22 protein-coding genes are annotated in these 21,635 nt (G+C 54.9%); 8 read left to right on the top strand and 14 right to left on the bottom strand.

Annotated features, from left to right (window positions below; genetic code table 11):
• Positions 1–83 precede the first annotated feature (83 nt).
• Entirely contained in the window at positions 84–1,019 is a 936-nt protein-coding gene (gene lrhA / locus ACSPHG_RS07215) for a transcriptional regulator LrhA (RefSeq protein ID WP_435952812.1), read from the bottom strand.
• 999 nt (positions 1,020–2,018) lie between these two features.
• On the opposite strand from lrhA, the gene alaA reads away from it, so the two are divergent.
• Complete coding sequence (alaA, locus tag ACSPHG_RS07210) at positions 2,019–3,233, top strand: alanine transaminase AlaA (protein WP_435952811.1); 1,215 nt, start codon at positions 2,019–2,021, stop codon at positions 3,231–3,233.
• Positions 3,234–3,309: 76 nt separating this feature from the next.
• Positions 3,310–3,909 (top strand): 5'-deoxynucleotidase, encoded by a 600-nt coding sequence (gene yfbR, locus ACSPHG_RS07205; RefSeq protein ID WP_435952810.1) that lies wholly within the window; start codon positions 3,310–3,312, stop codon positions 3,907–3,909.
• A gap of 127 nt (positions 3,910–4,036) precedes the next feature.
• On the opposite strand, the gene ACSPHG_RS07200 is transcribed toward yfbR, so the two are convergent.
• From ACSPHG_RS07200 to yfbV, 4 genes are all read right to left on the bottom strand, one after another.
• Complete coding sequence (locus tag ACSPHG_RS07200; protein WP_435952809.1) at positions 4,037–5,869, bottom strand: SLC13 family permease; 1,833 nt, start codon at positions 5,867–5,869, stop codon at positions 4,037–4,039.
• 84 nt (positions 5,870–5,953) lie between these two features.
• Positions 5,954–6,634 (bottom strand): sugar phosphatase, encoded by a 681-nt coding sequence (locus ACSPHG_RS07195; protein WP_435952808.1) that lies wholly within the window; start codon positions 6,632–6,634, stop codon positions 5,954–5,956.
• Positions 6,627–7,121 (bottom strand): YfbU family protein, encoded by a 495-nt coding sequence (locus tag ACSPHG_RS07190; RefSeq protein WP_271123175.1) that lies wholly within the window; start codon positions 7,119–7,121, stop codon positions 6,627–6,629. The genes ACSPHG_RS07195 and ACSPHG_RS07190 overlap by 8 nt, the downstream gene beginning before the upstream one ends.
• Before the next feature lie 132 nt (positions 7,122–7,253).
• A complete protein-coding gene (gene yfbV / locus ACSPHG_RS07185; RefSeq protein WP_435952807.1) occupies positions 7,254–7,709 on the bottom strand; it encodes a terminus macrodomain insulation protein YfbV in 456 nt (151 codons plus the stop codon).
• Positions 7,710–8,042: 333 nt separating this feature from the next.
• On the opposite strand from yfbV, the gene ackA reads away from it, so the two are divergent.
• The 3 genes from ackA (at position 8,043) to ACSPHG_RS07170 (ending at position 12,335) form a co-directional block, all read left to right on the top strand.
• Positions 8,043–9,245 (top strand): acetate kinase, encoded by a 1,203-nt coding sequence (gene ackA, locus ACSPHG_RS07180; RefSeq protein ID WP_435952806.1) that lies wholly within the window; start codon positions 8,043–8,045, stop codon positions 9,243–9,245.
• An 80-nt stretch (positions 9,246–9,325) separates the two neighbouring features.
• Positions 9,326–11,467, top strand: a complete 2,142-nt coding sequence (pta, locus tag ACSPHG_RS07175) for a phosphate acetyltransferase (protein WP_435952805.1) — start codon at positions 9,326–9,328, stop codon at positions 11,465–11,467.
• Between the two features lie 178 nt (positions 11,468–11,645).
• Positions 11,646–12,335, top strand: coding sequence for a putative adhesin (locus tag ACSPHG_RS07170; RefSeq protein WP_435952804.1), 690 nt, complete (start codon positions 11,646–11,648; stop codon positions 12,333–12,335).
• A gap of 75 nt (positions 12,336–12,410) precedes the next feature.
• On the opposite strand, the gene yfcD is transcribed toward ACSPHG_RS07170, so the two are convergent.
• The 3 genes from yfcD to yfcF are packed head-to-tail and all read right to left on the bottom strand — an operon-like array spanning position 12,411 to position 14,270.
• Entirely contained in the window at positions 12,411–12,959 is a 549-nt protein-coding gene (gene yfcD, locus ACSPHG_RS07165; protein ID WP_435952803.1) for an NUDIX hydrolase YfcD, read from the bottom strand.
• Between the two features lie 56 nt (positions 12,960–13,015).
• Positions 13,016–13,567: a phosphodiesterase gene (gene yfcE, locus ACSPHG_RS07160; RefSeq protein ID WP_435952802.1), complete on the bottom strand. Its 552-nt coding sequence runs from the start codon at positions 13,565–13,567 to the stop codon at positions 13,016–13,018.
• A 58-nt stretch (positions 13,568–13,625) separates the two neighbouring features.
• Positions 13,626–14,270, bottom strand: a complete 645-nt coding sequence (gene yfcF, locus ACSPHG_RS07155) for a glutathione transferase (RefSeq protein ID WP_435952801.1) — start codon at positions 14,268–14,270, stop codon at positions 13,626–13,628.
• Positions 14,271–14,422: 152 nt separating this feature from the next.
• Here yfcF and yfcG point away from each other — a divergent pair, with 152 nt between their 5' ends.
• The 3 genes from yfcG (at position 14,423) to ACSPHG_RS07140 (ending at position 16,404) form a co-directional block, all read left to right on the top strand.
• Positions 14,423–15,052 (top strand): GSH-dependent disulfide bond oxidoreductase, encoded by a 630-nt coding sequence (gene yfcG, locus ACSPHG_RS07150; protein WP_435952800.1) that lies wholly within the window; start codon positions 14,423–14,425, stop codon positions 15,050–15,052.
• Between the two features lie 69 nt (positions 15,053–15,121).
• Positions 15,122–15,490: a dihydroneopterin triphosphate 2'-epimerase gene (folX, locus tag ACSPHG_RS07145; RefSeq protein WP_435952799.1), complete on the top strand. Its 369-nt coding sequence runs from the start codon at positions 15,122–15,124 to the stop codon at positions 15,488–15,490.
• Positions 15,491–15,510: 20 nt separating this feature from the next.
• Positions 15,511–16,404 (top strand): TIGR01777 family oxidoreductase, encoded by an 894-nt coding sequence (locus tag ACSPHG_RS07140; RefSeq protein WP_435952798.1) that lies wholly within the window; start codon positions 15,511–15,513, stop codon positions 16,402–16,404.
• Between the two features lie 151 nt (positions 16,405–16,555).
• Here the strand turns inward: ACSPHG_RS07140 and hisP are convergent, their stop codons facing one another.
• From hisP to ACSPHG_RS07110, 6 genes are all read right to left on the bottom strand, one after another.
• Positions 16,556–17,329, bottom strand: a complete 774-nt coding sequence (hisP, locus tag ACSPHG_RS07135; RefSeq protein WP_435952797.1) for a histidine ABC transporter ATP-binding protein HisP — start codon at positions 17,327–17,329, stop codon at positions 16,556–16,558.
• Positions 17,330–17,338: 9 nt separating this feature from the next.
• Positions 17,339–18,055 (bottom strand): ABC transporter permease, encoded by a 717-nt coding sequence (locus ACSPHG_RS07130; RefSeq protein WP_435952796.1) that lies wholly within the window; start codon positions 18,053–18,055, stop codon positions 17,339–17,341.
• Complete coding sequence (locus ACSPHG_RS07125) at positions 18,052–18,738, bottom strand: histidine ABC transporter permease HisQ (protein WP_435952795.1); 687 nt, start codon at positions 18,736–18,738, stop codon at positions 18,052–18,054. Before ACSPHG_RS07125 ends, ACSPHG_RS07130 begins: the two co-directional genes overlap by 4 nt.
• Before the next feature lie 135 nt (positions 18,739–18,873).
• Positions 18,874–19,656 (bottom strand): histidine ABC transporter substrate-binding protein HisJ, encoded by a 783-nt coding sequence (hisJ, locus tag ACSPHG_RS07120; RefSeq protein WP_435952794.1) that lies wholly within the window; start codon positions 19,654–19,656, stop codon positions 18,874–18,876.
• A gap of 287 nt (positions 19,657–19,943) precedes the next feature.
• Positions 19,944–20,720 carry a lysine/arginine/ornithine ABC transporter substrate-binding protein ArgT gene (gene argT, locus ACSPHG_RS07115; protein ID WP_435952793.1) on the bottom strand — a complete coding sequence of 259 codons (777 nt, stop codon included), beginning with the start codon at positions 20,718–20,720 and terminating at the stop codon, positions 19,944–19,946.
• A gap of 290 nt (positions 20,721–21,010) precedes the next feature.
• Positions 21,011–21,580 (bottom strand): UbiX family flavin prenyltransferase, encoded by a 570-nt coding sequence (locus tag ACSPHG_RS07110; RefSeq protein ID WP_435952792.1) that lies wholly within the window; start codon positions 21,578–21,580, stop codon positions 21,011–21,013.
• Positions 21,581–21,635 lie beyond the last annotated feature (55 nt).

The following is a 21,635-nucleotide window of genomic DNA, read 5'->3' as shown; positions in this document are numbered from 1 at the left end:
CAAAAAACAGGCCGCTGGGGTGAATAAATACGCCAGCGGCCTGTTTTTACAGATAACATTTTGTTACTAACGAAACGCGGTAATCACTCGATGCGCGGCTCGACCAGCAGGGGATCGTCGCCCTCTTCCGAGGTCATCGCATAGTTATAGGGATTTGGGCTGGTTTCCATGGCGCTGAAGATCGCCTGCGCCAGTTCGTTGCTGGTCTGCGGATTACGGCACAGAAGGTACTGCGTGTCCGGCATCACCGGCAGGCCGTCGGCTGCACCCAGCACGCGCAGTTCTGGACTCATCATCTCTACGGGCCTTGCCGTAACGCCAAGCCCTGCTTTTACTGCCGCACGCACCGCCGCAAGGGTGGAAGCCACGTAAGAGATGCGCCACGGTATGCGTTCGGCATTCAGACGTTCAAGCATCATATCGCGATAAGGGCTTGGATCGTCGAGCAGAACCAGCGGCACCGCTTCGCCTTTCTGGAAGACGTAATCTGCCGCGCAGTACCACAAGGTTGGCGATGTACGCAAAATAACCGAGTCAAAATTGGCCGGTTTAGAGGTCGTTACAACCAGGTCGACCTCCTGCTGGCTGAGCATCTCAATCATGAATGGATTACGTTTGACGCGGACATCCAGCGCAAGCTTTGGGTAAACAGAACTCACCCGGTTCAGCAGGAAGGGAAGAATGGTATCGGCTGTTTCATCGGAAGCCCCAATGGTCAGCACGCCCTGAAGGTTGCTGAACATCAATGAAGTGCAGGCCTCATCGTTAAAACGCAGGATTTTTCTTGCGTAACCCAGCAGCTGAATGCCGTGTTCAGTGAGCAGTTTATTGCGCCCATGGCGCGCGAAGAGCTCTTTTCCCACCAGTTGCTCAAGGCGCTGCATCTGCTGACTGACGGCGGACTGAGTACGACACACCGCCGCAGCGGCTGCTGCAAAGGTATTGAGATCGGCGACCGCAACAAAAGTCCTCAGCAGATCGAGGTCGAGATTTAGTATCGGACGATTTGCGTTAATCATAATTTTTTCACTAGTAGGTTGCTCTTGCGAGTCTGCCTTAGTTCTATTGCTGTGATTTATCAAGGAGATATAGCAATTCCATTTACAGAACGATCCAGGAGAGCAGATGCTCTTTGTGAGGACCGTTATCCTGATTTTAATATTTAAAAAATCCCCCCTGGCGCGAATCAATTATGTGCTGTTTGTCAGCCAGGGATAATACTTAACCTAATACAACATACAAACTAAGGACTTGTCGTACCAGTCGGTTAAATTAAAGCTGAGTAATAATTGTAAATCCACTTCAGGAAGCCGCTTTATTTAATCTTCACAGCCCGCACCTGACAGGCGGGGCGACGTCATCGGTCAAACGGACGGTAACCGGTGCTAAACAAAGCAACAGAATGTCGATAAACATTCCAAAAACAGATTGTTATCAGATGTTCGAGTCATTCAAGCTACCATATTAGGTAGTCTATGTTACCTCAACTGACGTTGATTTATAAGATCTGATGCGAATTATCTGATCTCATTCTCTTTTTTAACTATTTAACACCAACTTATTACTACAACTAGTTGTAATGGTTACTACCTATAATAAAAACTACTTAATAATTTCCTATGTATATATTAATTACAACTCTGATTTAGTTTATAAACATCTCTTTAACTGCTGAAATCAGCGGCCGTAAGCAATACTTATAAATATTCATTTTTACTTATACATCCTCAGCAATTGCATTAAAACCTACCAGAATCAGTAACTCCGCAATGGGGTATGCACCAGCGAATAAGCTTAGCAACCAAGCAAATCAACAGTTTTTTATTCCAATTTTTCTTATAAATTTAAAATAAATAACTAACAATTAAAATCAAAACAGCTTTTTGGGTTACATCCTGCTAAAGATAATTTGCGGCTAAGCGCTTCGTTTGGGTTCAAATCTGCATCTTCGAGGAGTACATTGATGCCTGGTTGCCGCCACGGCAGGAAGCAACGCTAACATTTAAGGTCGAAGGTCCATGTCCCCTATCGAAAAATCCAGCAAATTAGATAATGTCTGTTATGACATCCGCGGTCCGGTTCTCAAAGAGGCAAAACGCCTTGAAGAAGAAGGCAATAAGGTTCTCAAACTCAATATCGGCAACCCCGCCCCCTTTGGTTTTGAAGCCCCGGATGAAATCCTTGTTGATGTGATTCGCAACCTTCCTACGGCGCAGGGCTATTGCGACTCGAAAGGTTTGTACTCGGCGCGCAAGGCGATCATGCAGCACTATCAGGCGCGTGGCATGCGGGACGTGACCGTCGAAGATATCTATATCGGTAACGGCGTTTCTGAACTGATCGTTCAATCGATGCAGGCGCTGCTCAACAGCGGCGACGAAATGCTCGTCCCGGCGCCAGATTACCCGCTGTGGACCGCAGCCGTGTCGCTGTCCGGCGGTACCGCGGTGCACTATCTGTGTGATGAGTCAGCCGACTGGTTCCCGGATCTGGATGATATCCGCGCCAAAATCACCCCGCGCACGCGCGGCATCGTGATCATCAACCCAAACAACCCAACCGGCGCGGTGTATTCAAAAGAATTGCTGATGGAAATCGTCGAGTTAGCGCGTCAGCACAACCTGATCATCTTCGCCGATGAAATCTACGACAAGATTCTTTACGACGAGGCCCAGCACCACTCTATCGCCGCGCTGGCTCCAGATTTGTTAACTATTACCTTTAACGGATTATCAAAAACCTATCGAGTTGCCGGGTTCCGTCAGGGTTGGATGGTGTTAAACGGGCCGAAGAAACACGCTAAGGGCTATATTGAGGGCCTGGAAATGCTGGCTTCGATGCGCCTGTGCGCCAACGTTCCGGCACAGCATGCGATTCAAACCGCGCTCGGCGGCTATCAAAGCATCAGCGAATTTATCGCGCCGGGCGGCCGTCTGTACGAGCAGCGCAACCGTGCGTGGGAGCTGATTAACGATATTCCGGGCGTTTCCTGCGTGAAGCCACGCGGCGCGCTATATATGTTCCCAAAAATCGATGCCAAACGGTTTAACATTCATGACGACCAGAAAATGGTGCTCGATTTCCTGCTGCAGGAAAAAGTGCTGCTGGTTCAGGGCACCGCCTTTAACTGGCCGTGGCCCGATCACGTCCGCATCGTGACGCTGCCGCGCGTCGACGAGCTTGAAATGTCGATCCACAAGCTGGGCCGCTTCCTCGGCCACTATCACCAGTAAGACCTTCAAGGGGAAGTTTGCAACTTCCCCTTTCTCGCCCCACAATGGTTTTCTTTGCTTAGCATCAGGTGTATCTATGAGCCAGAGCCATTTCTTCGCCCACCTTTCCCGCCTCAAACTCATCAACCGCTGGCCGCTAATGCGCAATGTTCGCACCGAAAACGTGTCCGAGCACAGCCTGCAGGTTGCCATGGTTGCCCACGCGCTGGCGGCGATTAAGAACAAAAAATTTAACGGCCAGCTCAACGCCGAGCGCATCGCGCTTCTTGCGATGTACCACGATGCCAGCGAAGTGCTGACGGGTGACCTCCCGACGCCGGTGAAATATTTCAATTCGCAAATCGCCCATGAATACAAAGCTATCGAAAAGATTGCGCAGCAAAAGCTGATTGATATGGTGCCGGAAGAGCTTCGTGAGATTTGGGCGCCGCTGATCGATGAGCATCAGTGTAGCGACGAAGAAAAGGCCGTTGTGAAGCAGGCCGACGCCCTGTGCGCCTATTTGAAATGCCTGGAAGAACTGTCCGCCGGAAACAACGAGTTTTTACTGGCCAAAAGCCGCCTGGAAAAAACGCTTGCAGACCGGCACAGCGAAGAGATGGACTACTTTATGAATGTGTTTGTACCAAGCTTCCAGCTCTCGCTTGATGAGATAAGCCAGGATTCCCCGCTTTAATTTACGATAACGCTGGATGACGAGCGTCGGATGGCGCATTCGCTTATCCGACCTACGAACCGATGGTTAGGTGATTGTAGGGTGGATAAGCGAACGCGCCATCCACCGACTCCACCCGACATGTCCCTCAAAACGGAAACAGCATCGGCACCATAATCACGCTGACCACCATAACGATGACGGTAAAGGGCACGCCGAGCTTCACGAAGTCGCTAAATTTGTAGTTTCCCGGCCCCAGCACCAGCGTGTTCACCGGTGATGACACGGGCGTCATAAACGCGGCCGAGGCGGCGAGCGCCACGATCATGGCAAACGGATACGGCGACACGCCCATTGTTTTCGCCGCCGCCAGCGCGATGGGCGCCATCAGCACCGCCGTGGCAGTATTCGAGATAAACAGCCCGATGGCCGCGCACATCACAAACAGGCAGACGAGCATAATGTACGGCCCGTAGCCGCCGCCGAGCTTCATCAACCCGCTGACTATCAGGTCCACGCCGCCGGTTTTTTGCAGCGCCAGCGCAAACGGCATCATCCCGACAATCAGGATTATGCTCGGCCAGTGAATGGCCTTATAGGCGCTTTCCATGTCAATGCAGCGGAATTTCCCCATCAGCAGGCAGGCGATAATAGCGGCGATCGGGTTCGGGATTTCGTCGGTGAGCATCAGTGCGACCATCAGCGCCAGGCAGAAAATCGCGTGTGGCGCCTGGCTGTGCGCGGGCGATGCTTCCCCCTCTTCCACCGGCAGGTTAAGCACCAAGAAATCGCGGCTCTTTTGATTAAGCTGGCTGATGAGCTTCCAGTCGCCGACCACCAGCAGGATATCGCCGAGCGCAAGCGGTTCGTCCACCAGCAGGCCTTCGAGCGCCTCGCCGTTGCGCTTAATCCCCACCACGTTCAGGCCGTAGCGGGTACGGAAACCAATTTCGCGCATCGTCTGGCCGATAAGCTCGGAGTCCGGGATCGTCGACACCTCCGCCATGCCCACATCCAGCGCCTGGTCGGAGAAATACTCGCCGCGCAGCACCATCGGCTCCAGCATCTGCTCGCTGCAAAACTCGCGTAAATCGACTTCAGAGGCGGACATATCAATCAGCAGCACGTCCCGCGCGCGAAATTCCGTTACGCCCGTAACGTTAACAATTACCCGGCGGAACTTGCGCCAGCGCTCAAGGCCGATAACGTTGGCACCGTAGCGTTCACGCAGCTTTAAATCATCCAGACGGTGGCCGACCATCGGCGAACCGGGGCGAATGGCCAGGCGGCGCGCGCGGCCTGTAAGGCGATATTCTTTGATCAGATCGCGAAAGGTTCGGCGCTTCCAGCCGGTCTTACCCTCTTCGTTGCTCTGGCCGTTAAGCGCGAAGCGGGCAAAGAGCATATAGGCGATGCCCAGCACCAGTACCACAAGCCCGATGGGCGTGACGCTAAAGAACTGGAAGCCCTCCAGCCCTTCGCGCAGCAGTTCACTATTCACTACGAGGTTAGGCGGCGTGGCGACTAGCGTCATCATGCCGCTGATAAGCCCGGCGAAGCTAAGCGGCATCATTAGACGGGACGGCGATATTTTCATGCGCATCGAGACGCTGAGCACAACGGGGATAAAGATAGCGACGACGCCGGTGGAGCTCATAAACGCGCCCAGACAGGCAACGGTGAACATCAGGAGGATAAGCATTTTGGTTTCGCTGCTGCCTGCGACGTCAACCAGCCAGGAACCCATTTTGGTGGCCACGCCGGTGCGCACCAGCCCGTCACCAATGATAAACAGCGCGGCGATCAGGATAACGTTCGGATCGCTGAAGCCGGAAAACGCCTCGCCAAGCGTTAGCGTCCCGCTCAGTACGAAAGCGATAATCACCAATAGCGCCACCGCGTCCATACGCACCTTTCCGGTGGCGAACAGCACGACGGCGATACCCAGTAACGACAGGACCCAAATCAGTTCCGAGTTCACAACGCATCCTTGTTTCCGAAAATTGACCGAAGACGCAGAGAATGCCATAAAAAAACCCCGCATAAGCGGGGTTAAATCATAGGATTAATGTTTTCTCAGCACTTCCACACTGCCGTCCGGCAGCTTCTGAACCAGAAGTTCTGACAGGGATTTCAGCGCATAGTCAACGTGCTCAAGACGCGGAGTATCTGCGGGAGCGTTCACCGCAATGACATGGCAACCGGCCGCCAGACCGGACAGGACGCCTGCGGGCGCGTCTTCGACAACAACGCACTCTTCTGGCTCAAAGCCCAACAGCTGCGCGCCGAGAAGATAGGCATCTGGCTCCGGCTTGCCGCGCGCGACGCGTTCTGCGGTAACAAACACCTCAGGCTCCGGCAGGCCGCCTGCAAGGCGACGTGCGGTAGCTACAGGAACAGAGCCGGACGTTACGATAGCCCAGGGGATCCCCGCTTCGTTAAGATGTGCCAGCAGTTCGGCGGCACCGGGCAGCGCCGTTACGCCGTCGGTATCTTCGGACTCGATTTGCTCGAGGCGTAAAAACTCCTGCTGAATTTCTTCTTCGGACGCGCCGGCCATAAAGTGGCGCAGTGAAGTTATCGCCTGCTTGCCGTGGATGAAGCCCAGAACCTCTTCCGGAGAGATGTCAAAACGCTTCGCCCAGTTAATCCATGCACGCTCTACGGCTGGCAGGGAATCAACCAGCGTTCCATCCAAATCAAACAAGAAACCTTTACACTTCACCACACTCGTCCCCTCAGGCATTGATAATCTGCGCGATCTCGTTCGCACTTAAGTGATACTGACGCGGGCAGGACTGCCACACTTTCAGCATGCGTTGGTATTTTTCCCACATTGGGGTTTGCGCGTTGAAACCGTGGGTGCCTGCATCGAAATGCGCATAGCGGCCTTCCACGTTAACCATAAAGCGGACGTAGCCCAGGAAGCGCGCTTCCGTTGCGGCGTCAAAGCCGAGGAAGGTGACACGGCGTTCGTCGATATTCTGGCTGTCTTTCAGGTTCGCCCAGGAGACGTGCAACGCGTGGTACATCTCCATAATGTCGATGACGGTGCGGCAGGTTTCTTCCGTTAACTGGCCGAATTCTCGATCCAGCTCACGCATCTGCAGGCCGTAGCCACGCTCGATGATGGTCTGCAGGCGGCGGTAACGTTCGGCGTTGTCCGGGTCGAGCATGGTCATCATTTTGTACTGATTGGATAAAATCAGACGCTGGGCGTTAGTCATTTCCATTTTTAAGCTCCAAAGATGCAGTTCATAACCTGCTAAAAAGTATGCCTTCCTTTATATACCATTATCCTTCGAGTTGCAGGGGTGTTGGCTGCAACTCAAATGCTAAGTGGTAAAAGCCGCGCGACTCAATCCTTACAAATCATCCAGGAAAGTTTTATCGAGCTGTTTAAACGCGCGTTTGAGCACATCAGCCAACGCCTGGTAATCCGGCTTGCCTTCAATCGGGGCTAATGCCTGGCCGGATTCTTGAAGTTTGCCGCGCACTTCATAGAACCAGCTCAGAAGGGTCGGCGGCAGCGGCGTTACCGAGCGCTTGCCCAACCACCACAAACCCTGCATCGGCAGGCTGCACGCAAACAATGCGGTAGCGACGGCGGGGCCAAGCTGGCCGCCAAGGGCGACTTGCCAGGTCAGCGTGAAAACGGCAAGCGGAGGCATAAAGCGGATTGCAAAGCGGGTGGCGCGAATAACGCGATTTTCGACAAAGACGGGGGCGAGTCGTTTATCCACCGGCCAGGTCTTGGAATAATGCTGGCCACGGCCGAATAAGCTAAACCAGCTCACATGGCTATTCTGGGGTGTCGACATGGCTTTACCTCAACTTCACATATAAAAAATAAAATTTTTGTGCAAGATAACAACTCTAAATGACATGGTTCAAAATCTTTTGTCTTTAAGAGCCTCGGAGGTTATCCTGTGCGGGCTTTTGATGGCCGTAGAAGGGAAACCGCCGGTTGTCAAACTTTCACTCAATTCGCCTTTGCCGGAAATTTGCGCAAATTGGCGTAAACTCTAGAGTATTTATTCGCCATGCCAAAAATTCGTCTTTGGCATGACGTTAATCATAAATGTCAGCCTCATCATGCGCTACGCTGAGAGACTATCTGACGTTTTTTTAGCCACGTAAAAGTAGGTACTTCCATGTCGAGTAAGTTAGTACTGGTTCTGAACTGCGGTAGCTCTTCACTGAAATTCGCAATTATCGATGCTGTTAACGGTGACGAGTACCTCTCTGGTTTAGCCGAATGTTTCCATCTTCCTGAAGCACGTATCAAGTGGAAAATGGATGGCGGTAAACAAGAAGCGGCTTTGGGTGCAGGCGCCGCTCACAGCGAAGCTCTTAACTATATGGTTAATACCATTCTGGCACAAAAACCAGAGTTGTCCGAGCAGCTGACCGCAATCGGCCACCGTATTGTTCACGGCGGCGAGAAATACACCAGCTCCGTGGTCATCGATGACTCTGTGATTCAGGGTATCAAAGATTCAGCTTCTTTTGCACCGCTGCATAACCCAGCGCACCTGATCGGTATCGCTGAAGCGCTGAAATCCTTCCCTAAACTGGCTGACAAAAACGTTGCCGTGTTCGACACCGCGTTCCATCAGACCATGCCAGAAGAGTCTTACCTCTACGCCCTGCCGTACAAACTGTATAAAGAACACGGCGTTCGTCGTTATGGCGCACACGGCACCAGCCACTTCTACGTGACCCAGGAAGCAGCAAAAATGCTGAACAAACCTGTAGAAGAACTGAACGTAATCACCTGCCACCTGGGCAACGGCGGTTCTGTTTCTGCTATCCGTAACGGCAAATGTGTTGATACCTCCATGGGTCTGACCCCGCTGGAAGGCCTGGTAATGGGCACCCGTTCTGGTGACATCGACCCGGCTATCATCTTCCACCTGCACGATGCCCTGGGCATGAGCGTTGAAGACATCAACAAAATGCTGACCAAAGAGTCTGGCCTGTTAGGCCTGACCGAAGTCACCAGCGACTGCCGCTATGTTGAAGATAACTACACCACCAAAGAAGACGCGAAACGTGCAATGGACGTGTTCTGCCACCGCCTGGCAAAATATATCGGTTCTTACACCGCGCTGATGGACGGTCGTCTGGATGCAGTCGTATTCACCGGTGGTATCGGTGAGAACGCCGCAATGGTACGTGAACTGGCTCTGGGCAAACTGGGCGTTCTGGGCTTTGAAGTTGACCACGAACGTAACCTGGCTGCTCGTTTCGGTAAGTCCGGCTTTATCAACAAAGAGGGTACCCGTGCAGCGGTGGTCATTCCGACCAACGAAGAGCTGGTTATCGCTCAGGATGCATCTCGCCTGACAGCCTGATTCTCCCGCCGCCAGCCTTAGCTGGCGGTGTTGTTTTCTGAGTCTCACAAGCATCGCTTGTGCAACAAAGAGGTTATCCCGTGTCCCGTACTATTATGTTGATCCCAACCGGAACCAGCGTCGGCCTGACTAGCGTCAGCCTCGGTGTGATCCGCGCAATGGAACAGAAAGGCGTCCGCCTTAGCGTTTTCAAACCTATCGCCCAGCCGCGTACCGGTGGCGATACGCCTGACCAGACCACCAGCATCATCCGTGCTAACTCCACCATCCCGGCGGCCGAACCGCTGCACATGAGCCATGTTGAGTCGCTGCTGTCCAGCAACCAGCAGGACGTGCTGATGGAAGAGATCATCGCCAACTACCACGCAAACAGCAAAGATGCTGAAGTGGTACTGGTTGAAGGCCTGGTCCCGACCCGCAAACACCAGTTTGCCCAGTCTCTGAACTACGAAATTGCTAAAACGCTGAATGCTGAAATCGTCTTCGTGATGTCCCAGGGCAATAACACCCCGGAGCAGATGAAAGAGCGCATCGAACTGGCGCGTAGCAGCTTCGGCGGCAGCAAAAACACCAACATCACCGGCGTTATCATTAACAAACTGAATGCCCCGGTTGATGAACAGGGCCGCACCCGCCCTGACCTGTCCGAAATTTTCGATGACTCCACCAAAGCGAGCATCGCGAACATCGACCCTAAAGCCCTGTTTGCGGACAGCCCGCTGCCGGTGCTGGGCTGCGTGCCGTGGAGCTTCGATCTGATTGCCACCCGCGCAATCGACATGGCTCGTCACCTGGACGCCACCATTCTTAACGAAGGTGATATCCAGACCCGCCGCGTTAAATCCATCACCTTCTGCGCGCGCAGCATTCCACACATGCTGGAACACTTCCGCCCAGGCTCTCTGCTGGTGACTTCCGCAGACCGTCCGGACGTGCTGGTTGCGGCATGCCTGGCCGCGATGAACGGCGTGGAAATCGGTGCGATCCTGCTGACCGGTGGTTACGAAATGGACGCGCGCATCACCAAGCTGTGCGAACGTGCTTTCGCAACCGGCCTGCCGATGTTCATGGTGAAAACCAACACCTGGCAGACCTCACTGAGCCTGCAAAGCTTCAACCTGGAAGTCCCAACCGACGACCATCAGCGTATCGAAAAAGTGCAGGAATATGTGGCAAGCCACATCGACGCCAACTGGATCGAATCCCTGACCGCCACTTCCGAACGTAGCCGCCGCCTGTCTCCACCGGCGTTCCGCTACCAGCTGACCGAACTGGCTCGTAAAGCCGGCAAACGCGTTGTGCTGCCAGAAGGCGACGAGCCGCGTACCGTGAAAGCAGCCGCTATCTGTGCTGAACGTGGTATCGCGACCTGTGTGCTGCTGGGTAACCCGGACGAAATCACCCGCGTTGCCGCGGCGCAGGGCGTTGAGCTTGGCGCAGGCATCGAAATCGTCGATCCAGAAGTGGTTCGCGAAAGCTACGTTGCCCGCCTGGTTGAGCTGCGTAAGAGCAAAGGCATGACCGAAGCCGTTGCCCGCGAACAGCTGGAAGACAACGTGGTGCTCGGCACCCTGATGCTGGAACAGGACGAAGTTGACGGCCTGGTTTCCGGTGCGGTTCACACCACGGCGAACACCATTCGTCCGCCGCTGCAGCTGATCAAAACGGCACCGGGCAGCTCGCTGGTATCTTCGGTGTTCTTCATGCTGTTGCCTGAACAGGTATACGTTTACGGCGACTGCGCGATCAACCCGGACCCAACCGCAGAACAGCTGGCAGAAATCGCGATTCAGTCCGCTGATTCCGCAGCAGCCTTCGGTATCGACCCACGCGTTGCGATGCTCTCCTACTCCACCGGTACCTCAGGTGCAGGTAGCGACGTTGAGAAAGTACGCGAAGCGACCCGTATCGCACAGGAAAAACGCCCGGATCTGGTCATCGACGGCCCGCTGCAGTACGACGCTGCGGTTATGGCTGACGTTGCGAAATCCAAAGCGCCTAACTCCCCGGTTGCGGGCCGTGCTACCGTATTCATCTTCCCGGATCTGAACACCGGTAACACCACCTACAAAGCGGTACAGCGTTCAGCAGACCTGATCTCCATCGGGCCAATGTTGCAGGGTATGCGTAAACCTGTTAACGACCTGTCCCGTGGCGCCCTGGTAGACGACATCGTTTACACCATCGCGCTGACGGCGATCCAGTCTTCCCAGCAGGACTAAGCTGCATTAGGTAGCAAAAAGGCCGCAAACTATTGCGGCCTTTTTTATTCTTTTTGACCCCTCCATCACGGCGGCGAACCACAGTCCCGCTTAACTGTAATTTCAGCTACAGCTGATTTCCGCCCCTTCCCTAAGAAGTTACATTACGCACCCCAAATTAATTATGGAAATGCCCTTAGTGAAAGGAACCATCCGCGAAAACTTCCCCGGCACGCACATCAAAACCACCGCAAGGGTTTTCCCCCAGCTGCATAACGAACTGCCGACAGACTGCCTTGCATGGGAGGTCAGCCGCGAGTGCCTTATTTTTACCGCCGGGAAAACGAAAGGCCAGGATCTGCTCATCGCCTGCGACGGCGGCTACCTGCCAATGAATAAGGACTTTGCTATCCCTGGCAATACCAGCTTCGTGGTGCTTGGCCCGCACAAGGCCGAGCTTATGGACCCCGGCCTGCGCAACCTGCTCGTCGACTCCTTCGTCCCTTGGGCTCAGATAAACAGCCGAACGCGGATGAGCGGCGCTTTGCAAAAATCGGTATCGGGTACAAAACGCCCCGGGCATTTCAGGAACTATATTCTGAGCAAATACCAGTTCGACAGTAATGAAGAGTATCTGGAAACCAGAGAGTTTATCGAACTCAACTACGCCAGCACGCAGCAAAATAATCCTGCCTACACGCGCCGACGCATTGATGTGATGTCCATTCGTAGCAGCGGCGGCAAGCTCCCGGCGACGCTCAAAGGGATCCTGCGTACGCTGCGGGAAAAAGGCATTAGCTATGAGAAGATCATTCTGTGTTTCTGCCGCTCAACGGTGGGAGGCGTTCCGCAGGAGTTCGATCCTTTAAGCGGTATAACAGCTATGTGACGGATGTCCGTAAGATTGGGACGGGGGTTACTTTTGGGAAATGGCTCGGATGGCGCGAACGCCATCCGGTAAAAACTACTCTTCAGCCGTTGCCTTCGGCTGCGATTCGTTTTTGGCGTTGCGCGTCATCCACAGCGACAGCGCCTTCAGCGAATCCGGCGTAAAGTCGTCGCAGCGGGCGGTGATCTCTTCCGGCGACATCCAGCTTACTTCGCTGACTTCTTCTTCCTGTAGCGCGAACGGGCCGTGGGAAACGCAGCTAAACAGCCCGCCCCAGACGCGGCAGTTTTCATCTTCGAAGTAGAACTGACCATGCTCGGCGAAGGGAACGCCTGCAATGCCCAGCTCTTCTTCGGCCTCGCGGCGCGCCGACTCAAGCATCTGCTCGTCCGACTGCACCACGCCGCCTGCGGTGGCATCAAGCATGCCCGGCAGGAAGTCTTTCGAATCGGTGCGGCGCTGCACCAGAATCTTGCCCATACCGTCGTGTACAACAATATAGGTAGCGCGATGGCGTAACCGCTGCGCGCGCATTTGCTCACGGCTGGCTTGTGCTATCACCTCATTGTCTTCATTGACAATGTCCACCCATTCCGTGCCAACAAAATGACTCTGTTCCACCATCGGGAAAACTTCCTCTAGGGCGCTCTTACGGCGCGTTATGTTCAACAAGCGGTAAGTTACGGGGTAATCTCGACCTGTGCAATAACCCCATCGTGATTCAGTGCGTGAACGGTCAGAACACCATCATCCAGCATGCCGTAGCTTGCTTCGAAGCCGCCTTTCGGAATGCTGACGGACCCCGGGTTGAAGTAATAAAGCGCTTCGCGTTTTTCAGCCACGGGAAGATGAGTATGGCCGAAAATCAGCACATCGTGTGGCGCTAAAGGCGGCATTTGCTGCGGATTATAAAGATGACCGTGCGTCACAAACAGGCGCTGGCGCGGCAGCAAAATATGGGCGTACGGGGCGGTAATGGGGAATTGCAGCAGCATCTGGTCAACTTCGCTGTCGCAGTTGCCGCGTACGGCGATGACTTTGTCCGCCACGCCGTTGAGCCGTTCGGCGACCACCGCCGGGTTGTAACCTTCCGGTAAGGCGTTGCGCGGCCCGTGATTAAGTAAATCGCCGACCAGCACAAGCCACTGCGCGCCGCTGCGGGCAAAACGTTCCAACACCTTTTCCGTAGCCGGTAGCGAACCGTGAATATCCGAGGCAAACATCAGCTTCATAAACCCACACCTTTTTTAAGAGTTAGTGGCTCAATGATACCGAACAAAGCCGCAGGGATCAGCCCGCACGTTTAGCGGAAAGCGCGATGTAGCGCTGCACCGAGGCGCGCTGCCACTGAAACGCGGCATAATCCTGCAACCGCTCCGGAACCGCGTCGCCGTTTAAAATCAGCCGGTTGAGCATCAGGGCAAGATCAGTATCCGCGATACACCACTCCCCGAACAGGTTCTGCTGCCCGGCAGGCAGCGTGGCTTCCACCATGGCAACAAGCTTTTCGGCGGCCTGCTCGCCCGCCTCGCTCAGCGCGGGTTTCTTCGCGCCGCCGAAAACGACGTCCGTGGATCGCTCTTCACGAATCGGCGCTAAATCGCTGCGCAGCCACGCCTGAATCTGGCGCGCACGCGCGCGTTTGTCGATATCAAGCGGGTAGATTCGCTCCCATGTCGGCGGGGCGAAACGTTCTTCAAGATACTCATCGATAGCGGAAGATTCGCTCAGTACGAAATCGTCCACCGCCAGCACCGGCACGCGGCGCGTGAGGTCGTAGCCCTTCCAGCCAGGCTGTAAATTTTGCCCGGCGGCAAGGTCGATGGTCTGGAGCGTGAAGTTAAGCCCCTTCTCTTTCAGGGCGACATAAACCGACATCACGTACGGGCTGAAATAGTTAGCATCTGACCAAAGTGTCATCGCAGGCTGGCTCATAAAATCCTCATCATTCAGGGGCTGCATCATCTGAACATATAGCGAAACTTCACGTCTGTCACTTGGGCAAATTTCAACCTCGCGCGCCACTTCACACCACACGACCTATACTGCAAGGGTTTGCCGAAAACTGAACTCAGGAGAGTTGAATCATGATCGACCTCTACTACGCGCCAACGCCAAATGGTCACAAAATCACGCTGTTTCTGGAAGAAGCCGGGCTCGACTACACTCTGCACCGCATCGATATTGGCAAAGGAGATCAGTTCAGGCCGGAGTTTCCCGCTATCTCCCCGAACAATAAAATCCCGGCGATTGTCGACCAGCATCCTGCCGACGGCCGCGGCCCGTTGAGCATTTTTGAATCAGGTGCGATTTTGCTCTACCTGGCAGAAAAAACCGGGCAGCTGCTGAGCAAAGATTTACGCGAACGCTCGCACACGCTGCAATGGCTGTTCTGGCAGGTGGGCGGATTTGGCCCGATGCTCGGACAAAATCACCACTTCAACCACTTCGCGCCGCAAACGGTGCCGTACGCCATCGAACGTTATCAGGTGGAAACACAGCGCCTGTACGGCGTACTCAATAAGCAGCTGGAAAAAACGCCGTGGCTGGGCGGGCAGGAATACAGCATTGCGGATATTGCCACCTACCCGTGGGCCGTCGCTCACGAACGCCAGCGCATCAATCTTGCGACCTATCCCGCAGTAAAAAACTGGTTCGAGCGGATCCGCTCGCGGGCAGCAACGGAACGCGCCTGGCAGAAGGCAGAAAAGGCCTGACCGACGTGTCAAAATCTTCCCGCCGTAGTGTATTCTGTGGCGGGAAGCTACACACGGAGGAAACCTGCAATGTCATCCCCCCAGCCAGACGCCATTATTCGTATTAAAAATCTCCGCCTGCGCACCTTTATCGGTATTAAGGAAGAAGAGATCAGCAACCGCCAGGACATCGTCATTAACGTCGCCATTCACTACCCGGCGGACAAGGCCCGCGCCAGCGAAGACATCAACGACGCCCTGAACTACCGCACCATCACCAAGAGCATTATCCAACTGGTGGAGAATAACCGCTTCTCTCTTCTGGAAAAATTAACCCAGGATGTGCTCGATATCGCATGCGATCATCCGTGGGTGTCTTATGCTGAAGTCGAGATCGATAAACTTCACGCGCTGCGTTACGCCGACTCGGTATCAATGACCATGAGCTGGCGACGCTAGCGCCCCGATGGGAGAGGCGCATGCAGATACTGATTACCGGCGGTACCGGCCTGATTGGCAGCCATCTGGTGCCGAGGCTGCTGGAAACCGGCCACGACATTACCGTGGTCACCCGCAGTCCGGAAGCCGCGCGCGGCAAGTTCGACCCTCGCGTTACGCTGTGGAAAGGGCTTAACGACCATGCCAATCTCGATGGCTTCGATGCGGTCATCAACCTTGCGGGCGAGCCGATTGCCGATAAACGCTGGACCGAGGCGCAGAAACAGCGCCTGTGCCAGAGCCGCTGGCAGGTGACCGAACGGCTTGTTGAGATGTTCAAGGCAAGCCAAACGCCGCCGTCGGTGCTGATATCCGGCTCAGCCGCTGGCTACTACGGCGACCTGGGTGAGGTTGTCGTCACCGAGGACGAGCCGCCGCACAACGAGTTTACCCACAAGCTGTGCGCCCGCTGGGAGCAAATCGCCTGCGGCGCGCAGAGCGAAAACACCCGCGTTTGCCTGCTGCGCACGGGCGTAGTGCTGGCCCCTAAGGGTGGCATTCTAGGCAAGCTGCTGCCGATTTTCCGCTTAGGTTTGGGCGGCCCGATAGGCTCTGGCCGCCAGTATCTGGCGTGGATCCACGTCGACGATATGGTGAACGGCATTCTGTGGCTGCTTAACAACGACCTGCGCGGGCCGTTTAATATGGTTTCGCCCTATCCGGTGCGCAACGAACAGTTTTCCCACTCGCTTGGGCACGTCCTCAACCGTCCGGCCTTTATGCGCGCGCCGGCTGCGGCGGTGAAGCTGATGATGGGTGAATCTGCGGTGCTGGTGCTTGGCGGGCAGCGAGCGCTGCCCAAGCGGCTTGAGGAATCGGGGTTCGGTTTCCGGTATTTCGATCTGGAAGAGGCTTTGGCGGACGTGGTGCGCTGAGCGCAAAGCGGTGGATGGCGCGTTCGCTTATCCACCCTACAAATTCATGATGTGTAGCTCGGGTATGGCGCAGGCCGCCACCCGACGCATATCCGAAACCAAAGTGTTCTGTAGGTCGGATAAGCGCAAGCCGCCATCCGACAACCTCCCACTACTTCAACGACCCCGACAAAAACTGCTGCAGGCGCGCGCTTTTCGGATTGCCGAACAGCTCGTCCGGCGCGCCCTCTTCTTCAATGCGGCCCTGGTGCAGGAAAATCACGTGGCTTGAAACGTGGCGGGCAAAGTCCATTTCGTGCGTCACCACCACCATGGTTTTGCCCTCTTCGGCGAGCTTTTGCATGATGCGCAGCACTTCGCCCACCAGCTCCGGGTCTAACGCGGAGGTGGGTTCGTCGAAGAGCAGCACTTCAGGCTCCATTGCCAGCGCGCGGGCGATGGAAACGCGCTGCTGCTGGCCGCCGGAAAGGTGCACCGGGTATTTAGCCTGCTGGCGCTCGTCGATGCCCACCTTCGTGAGGTACCTGATGGCGCGCTCTTTCGCCTCCTGCTTGCTCAGCCCCAGCACCTGAATCGGCGCCTCCATAACGTTCTCAAGCACCGTCATGTGGCTCCACAGGTTGAAGTGCTGAAACACCATCGTCAGGCGCGTGCGCAGCAGACGCAGCTGGTTTTTGTCGGCAACCTTGAGCTGCCCGTCTTTGTCGCGCACCAGGTTGATGTTCTGGTTGCTCACCACAATGGTGCCTTCGCTCGGCTTTTCGAGGAAGTTTATGCAGCGCAGAAAGGTACTTTTCCCCGAGCCGGACGAACCGATGATGCTAATCACATCCCCCGCGTTCGCCTGCAAAGAAACCCCTTTCAGCACTTCATGTTCGCCGTAGCGTTTGTGCAAATCAGTTACGTTTAATTTATTTTCGGCCATGGATGTCACTCAGTGCGAAGAGCTGGGTTTAACGTGCTGCATAAAGCGCTGTTCGGCGCGGCGGAACAGCGTTATCAGCACGTAAGAAATAATCAGGTACAGCACCGCGGCGATACCAAACGCGGTAAACGGCTGGTAGGTAGCGGAGTTGATGTCGCGGGCGATTTTCAGCAGATCCGGCACCGTGGCGGTAAACGCCAGCGCGGTGGAATGCAGCATTAAGATCACCTCGTTGCTGTAGGCCGGCAGCGCGATACGCAGCGCGGAAGGCAAAATAATGCAGCGATACATCTTAACGCGCGAGAAGCCATAGGCGCGCGCGGCTTCGATTTCACCGTGCGGCACCGAGCGAATCGCCCCGGCAAAAATTTCCGTGGTGTAGGCGCAGGTGTTGAGCGTCAGCGCCAGCACGGTGCAGTTCAGGCCGCTGCGGAAGAACTCGTTGAGCAGCACGGTGCCCTTCACCACTTCCAGCGTGTACATCCCGGAATAAAACACCAGCAGCTGTACGTACAGCGGCGTTCCGCGAAAAATGTAGGTGAACAGCCAGATAGGGAACGAGATGAACCTGTTGCTGGAAACGCGCCCGATGGCAAGAAACAGCGCCAGAATCCCGCCCATTACCACGGAGGTAATCAGCAGCCACAGCGTGATGGCGACGCCGGTGAAGCGATAGCCGTCCGTCCACAGCAGGGATTTCCAGTATTCCTGAAGGATATCGATCATAGCTCGGCCCTCTTCACGCCCACCGAGTAGCGGCGCTCAAGCCAGAGCAACACTCCGTTGGAAACGGTGGTAAACACCAGATAGATAATCCCGGCGACAATCGCGAAATAGAACGGCTGCCAGGTGCTTTTGCCCGCCAGCTGGGTGGCTTTCACAACGTCCTCCAGCCCCAGCAGTGAAACCAGCGCCGTCGCTTTCAAAATGACCTGCCAGTTGTTGCCGATGCCGGGCAGCGCGTAGCGCATCATGGCCGGGAAGAGAATGCGGCGGAAGGTTTGCGAGCCGGTAAAGCCAAAGGCGGTCGCCGCCTCGATATGCCCTCGCGGCACGGCGAGAAACGCCCCGCGGAAGGTTTCGGTAAAATAGGCGCCGTAGATAAAGCCCAGCGTGATAATACCGGCCACCATCGGGTCGATATCAAACTGCGCCATGCCTAAGGCATCGGTCAGGCTATTGAGCAGCATTTGCAGGCCGTAGAAAATCAGCAGCATCAGCACCAGATCGGGCACGCCACGGATAAGCGTGGTGTAGCCTTCGAACAGCAACGCCAGCGGGCGATTTTTGGATAACTTCGCCCCGGCACCGGCAAGACCTATCACCACGGAGAGGACTACGGAGCTTAGCGCCAGCTCCAGCGTGACGAGCGCCCCTTTAAAAATTACTTCAGAAAAGCCATACAACATGGTGCGTATCCTGTCGTCAGTGTCTGTACAAACTCACCCGTTAGCGCCACGGTGGATGGCACTACGTTTCCACCCTACAGGCTGCGTGTTGGTCGGGTAAGCGTAAGCCGCAACCCGACCAACCCTGCGACACTGTTAACCGCCGTACACGTCAAAATCGAAATACTTCTTCGCGAGCTTCTCGTAGGTACCGTCTTTGCGCATTTCAGCAAAGGCTTTGTTTAGCGCCTCGCGCAGTTCGGTATCGTCTTTGCGCAGGCCCATGCCGGTGCCTACGCCGAACAGCTTGTCGTCTTTAATCGACGGGCCGCCAAACTGGTAGTCTTTGCCGATGGGCTGCTTCAGGAAGCCTTCGCTGGCGGCGACTTCGTCCTGGAACGCCGCGTCGATACGGCCTGCCGTCAGGTCGGCGTAGATAGAATCCTGTCCCTGATAGGAGACAATTTCGATGCCCTTCGGCGCCCAGTGAACGTTACCGTAGGTTTCCTGGGTGGTGCCCTGCAGCACGCCCACGCGCTTGCCTTTCAGCGATTCAAGCGTGGGTTGAATTGGCGAGCCTTTGGCTACAACCAGGCGGGAATCCGCAGCGTACAGCTTGTCGGTAAAGGCGATTTCCTGCTGGCGTTTTTCGGTGATGGAAAGCGAGGACATGATGGCGTCGATTTTCTTCGCTTTCAGTGAAGGAATCAGCGCGTCGAGCGGGTTCTCAACGAAGGTGCAGTTCGTTTCAAGGCGTTTGCACAGCTCTTTGGCTAAATCGATGTCAAAACCTACCAGTTCACCCTGCGCATTTTTTGATTCAAAGGGAGCATAGGTTGGGTCGGTGCCAATGCGTAAGTTTTTCGGAATGGCCGCGAATGCTGTGGAAACGCTGGAGACTGCCAGCACAAGGGAAAGGGACAAAACCAACTTTTTCATAATTATCCTCAATAGACTGTCTTTTTAGCGCCAATGCCGTTTTTATCGGCTTATTGATAGGGATAAAAGTGCAGGTTTCGTGCCATTTTTAACGTTGCTTACAACGGTGTTCGTCCGATATATCAGAAAAACCAATGACTCACGGTGGTGCATGGCCTGCGCCATAATGATGCATCGCTATTAATCTGCACCACGGATGTGCAGCCGGAACGGGGCTGCACAACTGCATTTTTATCCAGCGCGGTTAAGAATATATTCATAACCGCGCAACAGACTACGGGATAAACTTATTCACCGTAAACATTAAAGTCGAAGTACTTTTTGGCAAACTTATCGTAAGTACCGTCTATACGCATTTCGGCGAGCGCTTTATCGAAGGCCGCCTTCAGCTCGGTATCGTCTTTACGCAGGCCGATACCGGTACCGTCGCCAAAGTACTTTTTGTCTTTCACGGACGGGCCTGCGAAAGCAAAGTCTTTACCGGCTGGCTGCTTGAGGAAGCCTTCGCTGGCGGCAACTTCATCCTGGAAGGCAGCGTCCAGGCGGCCTGCAGACAGGTCAGAGTAAATCAGATCCTGGTTGGCGTAGGCCACGACATCAATTCCCTTAGGACGCCATTCGGCGTTGGCATAGGCTTCCTGAGTCGAGCCTTGCAGTACGCCAACGTGTTTGCCCTTCAGGGAATCCAGCGTTGGCTTAATTGGCGAACCTTTGCTGGCGATCAGGCGTGAATCTGCCGCATAGAGTTTGTCGGAGAAGGCAATCTCCTGCTGGCGTTTTTCGGTGATGGACAGTGAAGAGATGATCGCGTCGATTTTCTTCGCTTTCAGAGAAGGGATCAGCGAGTCGAAGTCGCTGCCAACCCACGTACACTTGGTGTTGATGCGTTTGCAAAGCTCGTTACCGAGATCGATATCAAAACCGACAAAATCCCCTTTCGCATCTTTAGAAGAGAACGGTGCATAGGTGGCATCCGTACCAATACGAACAGTCTGCGGGAGTGCTGCATAGACGGTGCTGGAAAGGCCGAGCAGCAAAGACAGAGCGAGAACCTGCTTCTTCATACATAACCCTCAAGTTGACTCTTATTATGTGTCACGTCGCGTTGTGTTTGGTGGTGCAGACGGTGAGTTGCAGTTCTCATGCCAAATATCCCGGCGTAAAAGAATGCGCGTCGTTTTATGTTAATAAAACGTTGCAACTCTGTCGTCTGGTTGAAAGATAGCAGGTCTGGCGAAGGGGCAAAGCGTTTCCAGAGCAAAATGCGGACTAAATCTTCTAAAAGCGATCGGGGTTACAAAATCGCCCCAAATTGATGCAGGCGGTTTTGTGATGCACCGCGTTGGCGCGGCTTTTATGCTCCCTGCCAGCGCGTAAATAAATCCTGCGGCAGGTCGATAGCAAACTGATCCAGCACGCGGTTTACGGTCTGGTTAATAAGGTCATCGAGACTTTCAGGGCGGTGATAGAAGGCTGGCACCGGCGGCATAATCACCGCGCCAAGCTCGGCGGCCTGGGTCATCAGGCGCAGGTGGCCCAAATGCAGCGGCGTTTCACGCACGCAAAGCACCAGCGGGCGGCGCTCTTTTAGCACCACGTCGGCGGCACGCGTCAGCAGCCCGTCTGTATAACTGTGAACAATGCCTGAGAGCGTTTTAATAGAACATGGCAATACAACCATGCCGTGGGTCTTAAAAGAGCCTGAGGAGATGCTGGCGGCGATATCGCGGGCGTCATGAACCACATCCGCAAGGGCCTGAACGTCGCGCAGGGAGAAGTCGGTTTCTAAGGCGAGCGTCTGGCGCGCGGCGTTGCTCATGATGAGATGGGTTTCCACTTCCGGCACCTGTTGCAGCACCTGAAGCATGCGCACGCCGTAAATTGCGCCGCTGGCACCTGAAATCCCAACAATTAACCGTTTCATGTTTTTACGCCCGTAGAATTCATTTGGGCTGACTTTGCCGCAAGACGGGGCGGGA

Origin of the sequence: Dryocola baronae (assembly GCF_051297175.1) — a bacterium.
GTDB lineage: Bacteria > Pseudomonadota > Gammaproteobacteria > Enterobacterales > Enterobacteriaceae > Dryocola.
Note: the sequence above shows the minus strand (reverse complement) of the source record. Positions and strands in the feature narration are given on the sequence as shown.